Origin of the sequence: Paenalcaligenes hominis, assembly GCF_041359055.1 — a bacterium.
In the GTDB taxonomy this organism is placed as follows: Bacteria; Pseudomonadota; Gammaproteobacteria; order Burkholderiales; family Burkholderiaceae_B; genus Paenalcaligenes; species Paenalcaligenes hominis_A.
On sequence record NZ_JBGJKZ010000003.1, the window covers coordinates 157,237 to 172,307 of the forward strand.

At 47.0% G+C, this 15,071-nt stretch carries 14 protein-coding genes; all 14 read left to right on the forward strand.

Features of this window, described 5'->3' with window-relative positions; translation table 11 throughout:
- Positions 1-343 precede the first annotated feature (343 nt).
- Positions 344-1,429 carry a porin gene (locus tag ACBP46_RS07950; protein ID WP_371016204.1) on the forward strand — a complete coding sequence of 362 codons (1,086 nt, stop codon included), beginning with the start codon at positions 344-346 and terminating at the stop codon, positions 1,427-1,429.
- 624 nt (positions 1,430-2,053) lie between these two features.
- On the forward strand, positions 2,054-2,413 hold the full coding sequence (ndhC, locus tag ACBP46_RS07955; RefSeq protein ID WP_371016205.1) for an NADH-quinone oxidoreductase subunit A: 360 nt from the start codon (positions 2,054-2,056) through the stop codon (positions 2,411-2,413).
- Between the two features lie 27 nt (positions 2,414-2,440).
- Complete coding sequence (locus tag ACBP46_RS07960) at positions 2,441-2,917, forward strand: NuoB/complex I 20 kDa subunit family protein (protein ID WP_077733703.1); 477 nt, start codon at positions 2,441-2,443, stop codon at positions 2,915-2,917.
- 18 nt (positions 2,918-2,935) lie between these two features.
- Positions 2,936-3,547: an NADH-quinone oxidoreductase subunit C gene (locus ACBP46_RS07965; protein WP_371016206.1), complete on the forward strand. Its 612-nt coding sequence runs from the start codon at positions 2,936-2,938 to the stop codon at positions 3,545-3,547.
- Position 3,548: 1 nt separating this feature from the next.
- A complete protein-coding gene (locus ACBP46_RS07970) occupies positions 3,549-4,802 on the forward strand; it encodes an NADH-quinone oxidoreductase subunit D (RefSeq protein ID WP_371016207.1) in 1,254 nt (417 codons plus the stop codon).
- A gap of 29 nt (positions 4,803-4,831) precedes the next feature.
- Positions 4,832-5,323 (forward strand): NADH-quinone oxidoreductase subunit NuoE, encoded by a 492-nt coding sequence (gene nuoE / locus ACBP46_RS07975; RefSeq protein ID WP_371016208.1) that lies wholly within the window; start codon positions 4,832-4,834, stop codon positions 5,321-5,323.
- A complete protein-coding gene (gene nuoF / locus ACBP46_RS07980) occupies positions 5,320-6,684 on the forward strand; it encodes an NADH-quinone oxidoreductase subunit NuoF (protein WP_371016209.1) in 1,365 nt (454 codons plus the stop codon). Before nuoE ends, nuoF begins: the two co-directional genes overlap by 4 nt.
- A 14-nt stretch (positions 6,685-6,698) precedes the next feature.
- Positions 6,699-9,026, forward strand: a complete 2,328-nt coding sequence (nuoG, locus tag ACBP46_RS07985; RefSeq protein WP_371016210.1) for an NADH-quinone oxidoreductase subunit NuoG — start codon at positions 6,699-6,701, stop codon at positions 9,024-9,026.
- Positions 9,026-10,099, forward strand: coding sequence for an NADH-quinone oxidoreductase subunit NuoH (gene nuoH, locus ACBP46_RS07990; RefSeq protein ID WP_371016211.1), 1,074 nt, complete (start codon positions 9,026-9,028; stop codon positions 10,097-10,099). Before nuoG ends, nuoH begins: the two co-directional genes overlap by 1 nt.
- Positions 10,100-10,115: 16 nt before the next feature.
- Entirely contained in the window at positions 10,116-10,604 is a 489-nt protein-coding gene (gene nuoI, locus ACBP46_RS07995; RefSeq protein ID WP_371016212.1) for an NADH-quinone oxidoreductase subunit NuoI, read from the forward strand.
- Between the two features lie 18 nt (positions 10,605-10,622).
- Positions 10,623-11,240 (forward strand): NADH-quinone oxidoreductase subunit J, encoded by a 618-nt coding sequence (locus ACBP46_RS08000; RefSeq protein WP_371016213.1) that lies wholly within the window; start codon positions 10,623-10,625, stop codon positions 11,238-11,240.
- The gene (gene nuoK / locus ACBP46_RS08005) at positions 11,240-11,548 is read left to right on the forward strand and encodes an NADH-quinone oxidoreductase subunit NuoK (protein ID WP_167660739.1); all 309 of its coding nucleotides are present in this window, start codon (positions 11,240-11,242) and stop codon (positions 11,546-11,548) included. The genes ACBP46_RS08000 and nuoK overlap by 1 nt, the downstream gene beginning before the upstream one ends.
- Before the next feature lie 16 nt (positions 11,549-11,564).
- Positions 11,565-13,568 (forward strand): NADH-quinone oxidoreductase subunit L, encoded by a 2,004-nt coding sequence (gene nuoL, locus ACBP46_RS08010; protein ID WP_371016214.1) that lies wholly within the window; start codon positions 11,565-11,567, stop codon positions 13,566-13,568.
- The gene (locus ACBP46_RS08015; RefSeq protein WP_371016564.1) at positions 13,565-15,067 is read left to right on the forward strand and encodes an NADH-quinone oxidoreductase subunit M; all 1,503 of its coding nucleotides are present in this window, start codon (positions 13,565-13,567) and stop codon (positions 15,065-15,067) included. Before nuoL ends, ACBP46_RS08015 begins: the two co-directional genes overlap by 4 nt.
- Positions 15,068-15,071 lie beyond the last annotated feature (4 nt).

Consider the following 15,071-nt stretch of genomic DNA (forward strand, 5'->3'; position numbering starts at 1 on the left):
CTCGGTTTTTTTATGCTTGCATGTTTGGTGCAATGCAGGCTTAAATGGAATCATTCATTAGCCGCATGGCGACGTGATGTTGTTTGAGCAAAATTAATGCAAAGAGCATCTAAAAGATGCCACCAACCTCAAGTAGTCGTGTTAGTTTTACGCTACGACTTGTTGTGGTTAAGCAACGAAATGCAGTGGTTATGTGGGTTTTTTACTTCAAACCATAGCCAGTTGCTCTGAATTTTGCTGCAATAGCATCAACTTCCCATTGCGGAGTTAGAAAGAGCAGTAGCACACAACCTGTTGTTGGGCTGCTCTGATTTACTCAAAAAAATCCACGGAGATTTCACAAATGAAAAAGACTCTGCTCGCTGCTGCTCTGATGGCCGGTTTTGCTGGCATCGCTCAAGCAGAAACTTCTGTTACTTTGTACGGTATTATTGACGGCGGTATCGGTTACGATCGCACTAAAACTCACGCTAACGGCGAAAAACAAACACGCACTGGTTTGATCCAGGGTGTGCAGCTCGGTAACCGTTGGGGTCTAAAAGGTACAGAGGACCTAGGCAATGGTTTACGTGCTACTTTCCAACTAGAAAGCGGTTTTGACCTAGCTACTGGTAACCAGCTACAAGGCGACGATTCTAACGATCGTTTGTTTGGTCGTTGGGCTACATTGGGTCTAGCTGGCGACAGCTGGGGTCGTTTAGACGTGGGTCGTCAAACAACCGTTGGTTCTCAGTACTTTGTTGACGTACACGGTCAGGGCTGGGACACAACAGGATCTGGTAGTGCTTTCCGCGGCCAAGATACAAACCGTATCGATAACGCCGTTATCTACCAAACACCTAACTTCTCCGGCTTCCAAGCTGGTGTAGGTTACAGCTTCCAAGCTAACGGTGGTCAGACCGCTAAAGAGTCTGGCTTCAAAGACACTAACAAGAGCGCAATCACAACTGGTATTCGTTACGCAAACGGTCCTATCGCCGTTGCAGCGTCTTATGACCAAGTTCGTTTGCCTGTTCCTGGTGTAGCCGAGAAATACAAAAACGGCCAAACATGGGCAGTTAGCGGCTCTTACGACTTCGAAGTTGTAGCGCTATCTTTGGCTTTTGGTCAGGATTTCAACGGTAAATACACAAGCGCCTACGGTGCTAATCGTGAGTACAACAAAAACTTTGATTACAACAACTACGCTGTAGCGCTAGCTTTCCCAGTAGGTGAAGGCAAGCTAAGCGGTGAGTACTCAATGAAACAGCCACGTAAAGCTGCTAAAGATGACGGCGAGAAAAAACAACACGCCTTCAGCTTGGCTTACAAGCACCCACTATCCAAGCGTACTGACGTTTACGCTATTGGTGCTTACGTGAAAAACCTAAACAACCAGACCAAAGACACACGTACTGTTGCTGGTGTAGGTCTAACACACCGCTTCTAATCTCTAACGCAGCATTAGCTGTCTAGAGTTAGATGTAGAGCGACTTTAGGGTCGCTCTTTAAAAACCTCAAAAAGTTATACATGACTTTTTGGGGTTTTTTTGTTGTCTAAACCACTTGAGTAGTTTGGGTTTGCTTACTAATTATAAGAAATAAGCAAATAACTGAAATGAATCTGGTGATGTGGTGAGTTGCTTGTCTCGTCCGAAATCATAGCCTCCTTGGGTAATAGCCTTTAGTGAAGTTCGTTCGGGTATAGGCTAAAAGCGTGTATTCGAGGCTTAGGGTATTTTAGACGAGGAGGAAATCAATATTTAACGCACTTTGTGGGCTGAAAAGTAGAGTCAAAATAAATAAGATTAATGTGCGTACAATGAAATTTAACCGAGTGTTACTCTTATATAAGAGTAATACTTCTGTTAAAATAAGTGCGTTGCAAAATGGTTGCAATAAATCGTACGCGCTACGTACAGATTGAGGTAAGTGTAGCTTACGTCAAACTCAACGGTGGCGCTCCTTACGCGTCCTGATCGCTCTTAAATCTTTGTTTTATGGGCGTTTTACGTAAACTCGGAATGTAAAATGCTACAATCTAAGAGTTTATCTATTGTGAGTGGGTGATTGCATGAATCTGCAAAATTACTTTCCCGTTTTACTCTTCATTATTGTGGCAACACTAATCGGCTTGGCTCTGTTAGGGGCAGGTCGCCTGCTTGGTCCACATCGCCCTTACGATGAAAAACTGTCACCCTATGAGTGTGGGTTCGAAGCTTTCGGCGATTCGCGCATGAAAGTGGATATCCGCTATTACCTCATTGCTATTCTCTTCATTATGTTCGACCTTGAAATTGCATTTTTGTTTCCATGGGCTATGGCTCAGGGAGCAGTCGGCATTGTGGGCTTTGGGGCGGTGATGGTCTTCCTGTTGATCCTAACAGTAGGCTTCATCTACGAATGGAAAAAAGGCGCTCTCGATTGGGAGTAAATAGCTTAACGCTTAAAAGGCAACACTATGGCTATCGATGGCATTCTAAAAGAAGGTTTTATTACCACCAGTGCAGACAAGCTCCTGAACTGGGCGAAAACAGGCTCAATGTGGCCGATGACGTTTGGTTTGGCCTGCTGTGCAGTTGAAATGATGCACGCTGGGGCAGCTCGCTACGACTTGGATCAATTTGGTATTATTTTCCGTCCTAGTCCTCGTCAGTCAGACTTAATGATTGTTGCGGGCACTTTGTGTAACAAAATGGCTCCTGCACTACGCAAAGTATACGACCAAATGGCTGAGCCTCGTTGGGTGGTTTCAATGGGGTCCTGTGCAAACGGGGGTGGCTATTACCACTATTCCTATTCGGTAGTGCGTGGTTGTGACCGGATTGTGCCCGTAGATATTTATGTACCAGGGTGTCCTCCTACTGCTGAAGCATTGGTTTATGGCTTATTGCAAATGCAAAATAAAATTCGCTTGACCAATACCATTGCCCGATAAAGCTTTTAAGGTACAAAAATGACTTGGCTTGAAACTCTACACACAAATTTGCGAACGGTATTTGGTGAAGACGCAAAAATCACCCAGGCGCTTGATGAAATTACCCTAGAGGTGCCTTCCGAGAAATGGATAGATGTTTGTACTACACTGCGCGATCACCAGCTATTGCGCTTTGAGACCTGTATAGATTTATGTGGCGTTGATTATTCCGCGTGGAAAGCACCCACTTATGAACAAGCTTCCTCTATCTTTCCCCATCGTTTTGCTGTTGTCATTCATTTACTTTCTTTAACTCATAATTGGCGTTTACGTGTTCGTGCTTTCAACACTGATGATGAGTTTCCTTCAATTCCCACTTTGTTCCCAGTTTGGCCTACTGTTAATTGGTTTGAGCGTGAAGCTTTTGACCTTTACGGTATTGTGTTCGAAGGGCATCCAGACTTACGCCGTATCTTGACTGATTACGGTTTTATCGGTCACCCATTCCGTAAAGACTTCCCTGTTTCCGGTTATGTGGAAATGAAATACGACCCTGAGCAGAAACGAGTGGTGTACCAGCCTGTCACGATTGAGCCACGTGAAATTGTGCCACGTGTAGTGCGTGAAGATGATTATGGAGTAGGACGCTAAGATGGCTGAAATTCAAAATTACTCGCTTAACTTTGGACCTCAGCACCCAGCGGCTCACGGTGTGTTGCGCTTGGTGCTAGAGATGGATGGCGAGGTCATAGAGCGCGCAGATCCACATATTGGTTTGTTGCATCGTGCAACAGAAAAACTAGCCGAGCATCGTACTTATCTACAGACGATGCCCTATATGGATCGTCTGGACTATGTGTCCATGATGTGTAATGAACACGCGTATTGCTTGGCAGTGGAAAAGCTGCTGGGTGTAAAAGTACCACTGCGTGCACAGTACATCCGCGTTATGTTTGACGAAATCACTCGTCTTTCAAATCACTTAATGTCTGTGGGTTCCCATGCTTTAGACGTGGGGGCAATGGCGGTGTTTTTGTATGCTTTTCGCGAACGCGAAGACATCATGGATATGTACGAGGCGGTTTCCGGTGCCCGTTTGCACGCGGCTTATTACCGCCCAGGTGGTGTATATCGCGATTTGCCAGACACTATGGCGCAATACCAAGGCAATAAATACCGTAGTGAAAAAGAGCTACGCCAAATGAACGAGGCTCGTTCTGGGTCGCTACTCGATTTTATCGAAGACTTCACTAACCGTTTTCCTGCTTGTGTTGATGAGTACGAGTCCTTATTAACGGATAATCGTATTTGGAAGCAACGTCTGGTTGATGTCGGTATTGTGACACCCGAGCGTGCAATGGCGCTAGGTTTTACTGGTCCTATGCTACGAGGCTCAGGGGTTGAGTGGGATGTACGCAAAAAACAACCTTACGAAGTCTACGATCGCTTGGATTTTGATATTCCTGTGGGCACCAATGGCGATTGTTATGACCGTTACTTAGTGCGTATTGCCGAAATGCGGGAAAGTAACCGTATTATTCGTCAGTGTGTTGAGTGGCTACGTCAAAATCCAGGGCCTGTCATTATAGACAACCACAAGGTGGCACCGCCTAGCCGAGTTCAGATGAAATCGGGTATGGAAGACCTCATTCACCACTTTAAGTTGTTCTCAGAGGGTATGCACGTGCCTACTGGTGAAGCGTATGCCGGTATTGAACACCCCAAAGGCGAATTCGGTATTTACCTGATATCTGATGGGGGCAATAAACCCTACCGTATGAAAATTCGTGCACCGGGATTTGTGCACTTGCAATCGTTGGATGAAATGTCCCGTGGTCATATGTTGGCGGATGCGGTGACTATCATCGGTACCCAAGACATTGTTTTTGGCGAGATCGACCGCTAAGGCGGCATTAAACATAACGGAATCGAATTATGCTGCTTTCCGAAAAAGCCTATCAACACATCGACAGGGAATTAGCAAAATTCCCAACCGAGCAAAAACGTTCGGCCATTATGGCTGCGTTAACCATAGCCCAAGAAGAAAAAGGCTGGTTATCTAACGAGCTCATAGAAGATGTAGCGAACTACCTTGGTTTGCCCCCTATTATGGTGCAAGAGGTGGCCACGTTTTATGATATGTATCATTTACAACCCGTAGGAAAATACACTATTTCGGTGTGTACGAACCTACCCTGTGCGTTACGCAATGGCGTGAAATCAGGTCAGTATCTCCAAGATAAATTGGGAATTGGCTACGGAGAAACCACGGCAGATGGTCTTTTCACACTCGAAGAGTGCGAGTGTATGGGCTCTTGTGGGGATTCTCCTGTCATGCTTGTGAATAATCACTTTATGTGCGTGCGCATGGAGCCAGAGCGTATCGATACCATGTTAGACACCCTGAAAAACGGAGAGTCAGCATGAATTTAGATGTATTAAATCGTTTGGCAGAAGGTCTAAATCCAAACCCTGGTAACGATCTAACGACTAGCATGATCTTTCATGGTCGCCATATCAGTCCCCAGATCTTGGCAGACCTAGATGGCACTAACTGGGATTTAGATGGATACGTCAAACGCGGTGGCTACGAAGCCTTACGCCGTATATTGACCACCGGTTTAACGCCTGACGACGTGATTGCCGAAATTAAAACGTCCGCATTACGTGGTCGTGGTGGTGCAGGTTTCCCTAGTGGTCTGAAGTGGAGCTTTATGCCTCGCACCATGCCTGGTCAAAAATATTTAGTTTGCAACTCGGACGAGGGCGAACCAGGCACCTTTAAAGACCGCGATATTCTGCGCTTTAACCCCCACTCCGTCATCGAAGGTATGGCTATTGCTGCATACGCAATGGGTATTACCGTAGGGTATAACTACATACATGGCGAAATTTTTGAAGTCTACAAGCGCTTCGAAGAGGCCTTAGAGCAAGCACGTGCAGCAGGGTACTTGGGCGATAATATCTTGGGCTCGGGCTTCAACTTCGAACTGCACGCTTTCCATGGGTATGGCGCCTATATTTGTGGCGAAGAAACGGCGTTGCTAGAGTCGCTCGAGGGCAAAAAAGGTCAACCCCGTTTTAAACCTCCGTTCCCTGCCAGTTTTGGTTTATATGGTAAACCCACCACTATTAACAACACCGAAACCTTTGCCGCGGTGCCTTGGATTATGCGCAACAGCGGCCAAGAATACCTCGAGGTTGGGGTGCCTAATGCAGGTGGAACCAAAATCTTCTCAATCTCTGGTGATGTCGAATTACCCGGCAACTACGAGATTCCTATGGGTACTCCATTCTCTAAGCTGTTGGAGCTAGCGGGTGGTGTACGTGGTGGTCGTAAACTCAAAGCAGTCATTCCAGGTGGCTCCAGTGCACCAGTGGTTCCTGCTGATATTATGATGCAAACCAACATGGACTATGACTCCATTGCCAAAGCTGGCTCAATGCTAGGTTCTGGTGCGGTCATTGTCATGGACGAAACCCGGTGTATGGTGAAGTCTTTATTACGCTTGTCTTATTTTTACTATCACGAAAGTTGCGGTCAGTGTACGCCTTGTCGTGAAGGAACAGGTTGGCTCTGGCGTATGGTTCATCGTATCGAGAACGGCCAAGGTCGCCCCGAAGACTTAGCTATGCTTGACGAGATCGCAGGCAATATCATGGGACGTACTATTTGTGCGTTAGGTGATGCGGCAGCCTTGCCGGTACGTAGTTTTGTTAAGCATTTCCGCGACGAGTTCGCACACCACATCGAGCACAAAAGCTGTGTGGTGCCCCAATATTTGTAGGCTCAGGAAAACAAATGGTAGAACTCACCATCGATGGCATTAAACTGGAAGCTCCTGAAGGCAGCATGGTTATCCAAGCTGCGCATGAGGCAGGCGTTTATGTGCCGCACTTCTGTTATCACAAAAAGCTTAGCATTGCAGCAAACTGCCGCATGTGCTTAGTTGACGTAGAAAAAGCTCCCAAGCCTTTGCCCGCCTGCGCAACGCCGGTAACCAATGGCATGATTGTGCATACACGCTCAGAAAAGGCGATTGCAGCACAAAAAGACGTAATGGAGTTTTTGCTTATTAACCACCCCTTAGATTGCCCGGTGTGTGATCAAGGTGGCGAATGTCAGTTGCAAGACTTAGCTGTAGGGTATGGCGGTTCCACTTCTCGTTATAAAGAAGAAAAACGTGTTGTGTCTGCTAAATCCATGGGGCCGCTTATTTCCACCGAGGCCATGCAGCGCTGTATTCAATGCACGCGCTGTGTGCGCACAGGCGAAGAGATCGCAGGCATCCAAGAGGTCGGAATGGTTAACCGCGGTGAACATGCGGAAATCACCACCTTTGTTGGACGGGCTGTAGAGTCTGAGCTTTCTGGAAACATGATTGATGTGTGTCCGGTTGGGGCTTTGCTCTCTAAACCTTTCCACTTTAAAGCGCGTTCTTGGGAACTAGGGCGACGTCGCACGGTTAGTCCACATGATAGCTTAGGCGCTAACTTGGTTGCGCATACTAAGCGCGATCAGGTATTACGTGTGGTGCCTTTTGAAAACGAGGCCGTGAATGAGTGCTGGATCAGCGACAAAGATCGCTTTGCCTATGCAGGTCTTTATCAAGACCGCTTAGAGCATCCCATGATTCGTGAAAACGATGGCTCTTGGCGTGAAGCCTCTTGGAATGACGCATTACAAATGATTGTGCATGGTGTTAAAGCCATCCAAGAAAAATTCGGTAATGATCAAATCGGTGCTCTAGGCTCAGCCACTTCCACCACGGAAGAGTTAGCACTTTTAGCACGTTTGACTCGTGCATTAGGCTCTGAAAATATTGATTTTCGGTTACGTCAAACCGATGCGCGTTTTGATCAAGCATTAGCAGGGGTGCCATGGCTAGGCATGCCTTTAACCGAGCTAAATCAACTTGACCGCGTCATTGTTATTGGTTCGTTCTTGCGTAAAGATCATCCACTAATGGCTCAGCGTTTACGTCAAGCCATTAAACAGGGCGCGCAGGTGTCATTTATTGACTCCGCAGCAGATGATCCTCTGTTTACCCATGTAGCAGGGCGCATGACGGTAGCACCTAGCCAAATTGCTAACGCAGTGGCTCAGGTCTCAGTTGCCCTGGCGCAGTTGCGTAACCAAGCCCCGCATGAGGCTTACCAAGGACTAGAAGCCTCTGAACAAGCAAAAGTTATTGCGCAAAGCATTGCTTCAGGCGAACGAGTTGCTGTTTTCTTAGGAAATATGGCGGTGGCGTCTGATCAAGCTAGTGTCATCATGGCAAATGCCTCGGCCTTAGCCAAAGCTGCCGAAGCCAAACTAGGGTTTTTAACTGCTGGTGGTAATACAGTGGGCGGGTATCTTGCTGGAGCTACTCCGCAAAATAACGGTCTTACTGCAGAGCAAATGCTGGCACAGTCATTACGTGCTTACTTTGTGCTGAACGTCGAGCCAAGTCTAGACAGCGATTTAGGCGAGCGTGCTGTAGAAACGCTAAAAGCCTCTACTTTAGCTGTGGCGTTAACGCCTTATAAGTCGGCTGCCCAAGACTGGGCTGATGTGATGTTGCCTATTGCTCCTTTTACAGAAACCTCAGGTACTTTTGTGAATGCCGAAGGTCGTGCTCAAAGCTTTAAAGGCGTGGCGGCACCCGTGGCCGATTCGCGTCCAGCTTGGAAAGTGCTGCGAGTGCTAGGTAATTTGTTCGAGCTTGACGGTTTTGACGAGGAAACCTCTGAAACGGTACGTGATACAGTTCTTAGCTCAAATATCCTAAGTCGTCTCAACAACGACATTACAGCAGCACCTGCTGTATTGCCTGCGACTACGGCTTTAGAGCGTGTTACTGAAGTGCCTATTTATCGCACAGACAGTATGGTGCGCCGTTCTGAACCTTTACAGCAAACGCCAGCCAGTGTGTCACCTACAGCACGTATGAATGCAGCGACGCTTGCTGAGTTACAGCTAGTTGATGGCGATAAAGTTCGCGTTCGTTCGGCTCAAGGCGAGGTTCAGCTGCTTGCTCAGCTTGATCCGACTGTGGCGACTGGCTGCGCACGTATAGCGGCTGCTTTTGCTGAAACGGCTGCGTTAGGCAGCGCCTTTGGTCAATTGACAGTGGAGCGCGTGTAATGGAGTTGCTGGCTACTATTCAAACCTTTGGTGAGGGCCTATTAGGGCCCACACTGTGGTATGCCGTTTGGACTTTAATCAAAATTGTTTGTATTGCATTACCTATCATTATTTGTGTTGCCTACTTAACGTATTGGGAACGCAAAATGATTGGTTTTATGCACGTCCGTAAAGGGCCAAACCGCGTAGGTTATCGTGGTTTGTTACAACCATTTGCTGATGTATTCAAACTACTAACCAAAGAAGTCATTATTCCCAGTAAAGCAAACCGTGTGTTGTTTTTACTAGCGCCAGTAGTGACATTGATGCCTGCATTGGCGGCTTGGGCGGTTATTCCGTTCGGACCTGAGCTGGTTCTAGCTGATGTGAATGCTGGGTTGCTTTATGTATTGGCAATTAGCTCTTTAGGTGTATACGGGGTAGTGGTTGCAGGTTGGGCCTCTAACTCTAAATATGCCTTATTGGGTGGCTTGCGTGCTGCAGCTCAAGTTTTGTCTTACGAGCTAGCGATTGGTTTTGTTTTGGTTACCGTTTTATTGGTATCCGGTACGCTTAACCTCAGCGGTATAGTCCAAAGTCAAGATGCAGGGATGTTTGCTAATAAAGGCTTGAACTTCTTGTCTTGGAACTGGCTACCTTTATTGCCTTTATTTGTCATTTATGTGGTTTCCGCAGTGGCTGAGACAAACCGACACCCATTTGACGTGGTGGAAGGGGAGTCTGAGATCGTAGCGGGCCCAATGGTGGAATATTCCGGCATGGGTTTTGCCTTATTCTTCTTGGGCGAATACGCCAACATGATTATGTTGTCTGCGTTGGCTTCAATCATGTTCTTAGGCGGCTGGTTACCCCCCTTGGACTTTGCGCCATTTACTTGGGTACCCGGTTGGTTATGGTTAGGATTAAAAACCTTTGTAGTGGTGTCCATGTTTGTATGGTTCCGCGCTACTTTCCCACGTTATCGCTATGACCAGATCATGCGCTTAGGTTGGAAGGTTTTCATTCCCTTGACGGGTGTATGGCTAGTTGTAGTGGCGATTTGGATGCAAACGCCATGGAACATCTGGAACTAAGGCACAGGGGTAAATTATGGAAGCAATTAAGGATTTTTTTGGCAGTTTAATGCTGTCGGAAATGCTAAAGGGCATGCGCCTGACAGGACGGTATTTTTTCCGTCGTAAAGTCACGTTGCATTACCCGTATGAAAAAACACCGGCCTCACCACGTTTTCGCGGTTTACATGCGTTGCGTCGTTACGAAAATGGCGAAGAGCGCTGTATTGCATGCAAACTATGCGAAGCCGTTTGTCCAGCATTAGCGATATCTATAGAGTCACATGAACGCGAAGACGGCACACGTCGTACTACTCGTTATGATATTGACCTCGCTAAATGTATTTTCTGTGGTTTCTGTGAGGAAAGCTGTCCTGTGGACTCGATTGTGGAAACACATATTCACGAGTATCACGGTGAGAAGCGTGGTGATTTGTACTACACCAAAGAAATGCTTTTAGCGATTGGTGATCGTTACGAATCGGAAATTGCCGAGCGTCGCGCTGCTGACGCGAAGTATCGCTAGGGTAAAGGGACAGACTTCATGTTTACTACTATTCTGTTTTATGTCTTGGCCCTTATCTTAGTGGTTGCGGCATTTCGCGTGGTTATGGCACCCAGTCCTGTGGCGGCTGCGCTTAACTTGATCCTCGCTTTTTTCACAGCGGCTATGTTGTGGATGACTCTAGGGGCCGAGTTTCTTTCTCTACTCTTAGTGGTGGTGTATGTGGGTGCGGTGATGGTGATGTTCTTGTTCGTCATCATGCTGTTAGATACACGCATGCCATCCTTGCGTAGTGGGTTAAAAGCCTATCTACCATTGGGTGCTACGGTAGCCATCATCATGATTTTAGAAATGGCCTTTGTGCTAACGCGCGCTTGGATGGATGCAGGCGCACCTGCCCAAATGCCCGAGGACTACAACAACACCTTAGCAATTGGTACAGCAATGTATACCGACTACATCTTAGCTGTAGAGGTAGGGGGTATTGTGTTGCTAGTGGGTATGGTTTCGGCCATTGCACTGACCTTGCGTAAGCGTACTGATGTTAAACGCACTGTATCGTCTGATCAGGTTCGTGTTAGAGCGTCTGATCGTCTACGTATTGTCAAGATGGAAGCCACTCAATCGACTTCAGCCCAAGCAGGAGACAAAGAATGATGACCGTGGGATTAACGCATTATTTGGTGCTTAGCGCCATTTTGTTCACCATAGGCTTATTTGGCTTCTTTTTAAACCGTCGCAACTTGATCATTTTGTTGATGTCGGTCGAGCTGATTTTGCTTTCTGCCAATATGAACTTCATCGCTTTTTCCTCTTGGTTTGGGGATACAGCGGGTCAGGTCTTTGTTTTCTTCGTGCTAACGGTGGCAGCAGCAGAAGCCGCTATTGGTTTGGCTATTCTGGTCTTGCTGTTCCGTAACCTGAATACGATTAACGTAGAAAAACTGGATCACCTGAAGGGTTGATGGGGTAGCACATACAATGAACTCACCAAGTCTATATCTAATCATTGCATTAGCTCCCCTCGTCGGGGCGCTGGTCGCAGGTCTTTTTGGCACGGGCTTTTTAGGCCGTTTCGTGTGTAAAAAAGGCGCACATATTATCACCATCCTCGGTGTGGTGGTGTCCTTCGTCGGTTCCGTCATGGTGCTTAAACAGACCTTAGGCGGTTTAACTTTCGATGGGCCAGTCTACACGTGGGCCACCATTGGCGATGCCACATGGCAAATTGGTTTCTTAATTGATAACCTAACAGCGCTCATGATGGTGGTTGTTACCTCTGTGTCGTTGATGGTGCATATCTATACCATTGGCTATATGGCAGACGACCCAGGGTATCAACGATTCTTTTCCTACATTTCGCTCTTTACTTTCTCCATGCTGATGCTGGTCATGTCAAACAACATGCTACAGCTCTTCTTTGGATGGGAAGCGGTAGGTCTGGTGTCGTATTTGCTAATCGGCTTTTGGTTTAAAAAAGAAACCGCTATTTTTGCCAACATGAAAGCCTTTTTGGTAAACCGAGTCGGTGACTTTGGTTTTGCGCTAGGCATTGGTTTGCTTTATGCCTACACGGGCACCATGCATTACGGCGAAATCTTTGCTCAAGTCGAGCAATTAGCACAGCTCACTTTCCCCGGTACAACGTGGCAGTTACTGACAGTAGCCAGTATTGCGTTATTTATCGGTGCGATGGGTAAATCAGCACAGGTGCCGCTGCATTCATGGTTACCTGATTCCATGGAAGGCCCAACTCCTATCTCTGCATTGATTCACGCTGCAACGATGGTGACAGCTGGTATCTTTATGGTGGCGCGCTTCTCTCCCGTGTTTGAGCAGTCCACGACCGCTTTGTCATTTATTTTAGTGATCGGTTCGATTGGGGCGTTGTTTTTGGGTATTTTGGGTATTATCCAAAACGATATCAAACGCGTGGTGGCGTACTCCACATTGTCTCAGCTAGGGTACATGACCGTAGCCTTAGGGGCATCGGCATACTCCGTGGCGATTTTCCACTTAATGACACACGCTTTCTTCAAAGCTTTGCTGTTTTTGGGCGCGGGCTCGGTCATTATTGGAATGCATCACAACCAAGATATCCGTGCGATGGGTGGTTTACGTAAATACATGCCCATTACGTGGTTAACGTTCCTAATTGGTACGGCTGCTCTGGTAGGCACTCCATTTTTCTCTGGTTTTTACTCCAAAGAGCACATTATTGAAGCCGCGGCTGCTGCGTCCGCTGCCGGTGTATGGGGGGCTACTTTTGCTGAGTATGCAACCTTAATTGGTGTCTTTGTGACATCGCTGTATTCGTTCCGTGTTTACTTTTTAGTCTTCCATGGCAAGGAAAATTTCCGTAACCCTAGCCCCGAAGCCCTAGGCGAGCACGAAGCATTACATGGCGAGCCTAAAGAGTCACCATGGGTGGTGACCTTGCCGTTAGTTTTATTAGCCATACCGTCTGTGATGGCAGGTATTTGGTTTATCGATCCATTGTTATTTGGGGATTTCTTCAACGGTATTATCGCCGCAAGCCCTGATAACACAGTGATGATGACCCTAAAAGAAGGTTGGCATGGGTGGATGGCGTATGCGTTACATGGTTTTGTAACCGTGCCTTTCTGGCTCATGATTGCTGGTCTAGTGGTAGCTTGGTATTTTTACTTGGTGAACCCAAGTATCCCAGCTGCTATCAAGCGTAATTGCTCAGGCATTTACCGCATCCTCGAAAATAAATATTACGTGGATTGGGTTAATGAGCAGGTCATAGCACGCGGTGTACGTTGTTTAGGAACCGGCTTGTGGAAAGGCGGTGACATGGGGCTAATTGATGGCCTGATTGTCAACGGCAGTGCTCGTGTTGTGGGCTGGGTAGCCGCAGTATCCCGTCGTTTACAGACTGGTTACATTTACCACTACGCCTTCGCCATGATTCTTGGCATTATGGCGCTCTTAACCTTTTTCGTGTTGACGGTTCAATAATGGCTAGCGATATGGCGTCTTCTACTTTTCCTTGGTTAACGCTAACTATCTTTACGCCTATAGTGGCAGGGCTATTAGTCCTTGCCCTAGGGCGTGACGATCGAGCCAACTTTACGCGTACTCTCGCGTTAATTGGTTCTGTAATAGCGTTTCTTATTACTTTACCGCTGATAACCGGCTTTGATCCGAGCACAGCGAATATGCAGTTTGTGGAGTTCGCTCCATGGATTAACACCTTTTCGGTTAATTACCATCTAGGTATTGACGGAATTTCTTTGTGGTTTATTCCCTTAACTGCTTTTATTACCATCATTGTGGTGTTAGCGGGTTGGGAAGTAGTTAAAGAGCGTATCCCACAATACATGGGTGCTTTTTTAATTCTTTCCGGCCTAATGATAGGGGTGTTTGCTGCATTAGATGGCTTGTTGTTCTACATCTTCTTCGAGGCAACCTTAATCCCGATGTACATTATTATCGGGGTTTGGGGTGGACCACGTCGGGTGTATGCCTCAGTTAAGTTTTTCCTCTATACGTTGTTAGGTTCTTTATTGACCCTAATTGCCTTTATTTATCTCTGGCACAGTGCCGGCGGTAGCTTTGACATCCTGACCTGGCATAAATTACCTCTAGGTATGAATGCACAGGTACTGGTTTTCTTAGCAATGCTAATGGCTTTTGCTGTCAAGGTTCCAATGTGGCCAGTACACACTTGGTTGCCTGATGCACACGTTGAAGCACCAACGGGTGGTTCCGTGGTGTTAGCCGCCATCATGCTGAAATTGGGTGCGTATGGGTTCTTACGTTTTTCATTACCCATTGCACCGGATGCCTCCCAAAGCTTATCGGGTTTGATGATTGCTTTGTCTTTGGTTGGGGTGGTGTATATAGGCTTAGTGGCTATAGTCCAAAAAGACATGAAAAAGCTAGTGGCGTATTCCTCTGTGGCCCACATGGGTTTTGTGACGCTCGGTTTCTTTATCTTTAACAAGACGGGAATGGAAGGTGCCATCATGCAAATGATTTCGCACGGTTTCGTTTCCGCTGCGATGTTCTTGTGTATTGGTGTGCTGTACGACCGTTTACATTCCAGAGAAATCGCCGACTATGGCGGTGTGGTTAATGTGATGCCACGCTTTGTCACTTTCTTTGTGCTGTTCTCTATGGCTAACAGTGGTTTGCCCGGCACGAGTGGGTTTATTGGTGAATTTACCGTCATCATGGGCGCAGTGGAATACAACTTCTGGATTGGTTTATTAACAGCCACAGCGTTAATTACCGGTGCTTCGTATTCACTTTGGATGCTCAAGCGCGTGGCTTACGGTCCTGTCACTAACCCTGCGGTAGGGGCAATGAATGACCTAAGTAGTCGTGAGTTTTTTGTGTTGGGTGTTATGGCAATTGCAGTGTTGGGCATGGGTATTTATCCGGCACCATTTACTGAAGTCATGCACACCTCCGTCGATGCTCTGCTGCAGCATGTCTCTGTATCGAAACTGTAGACCT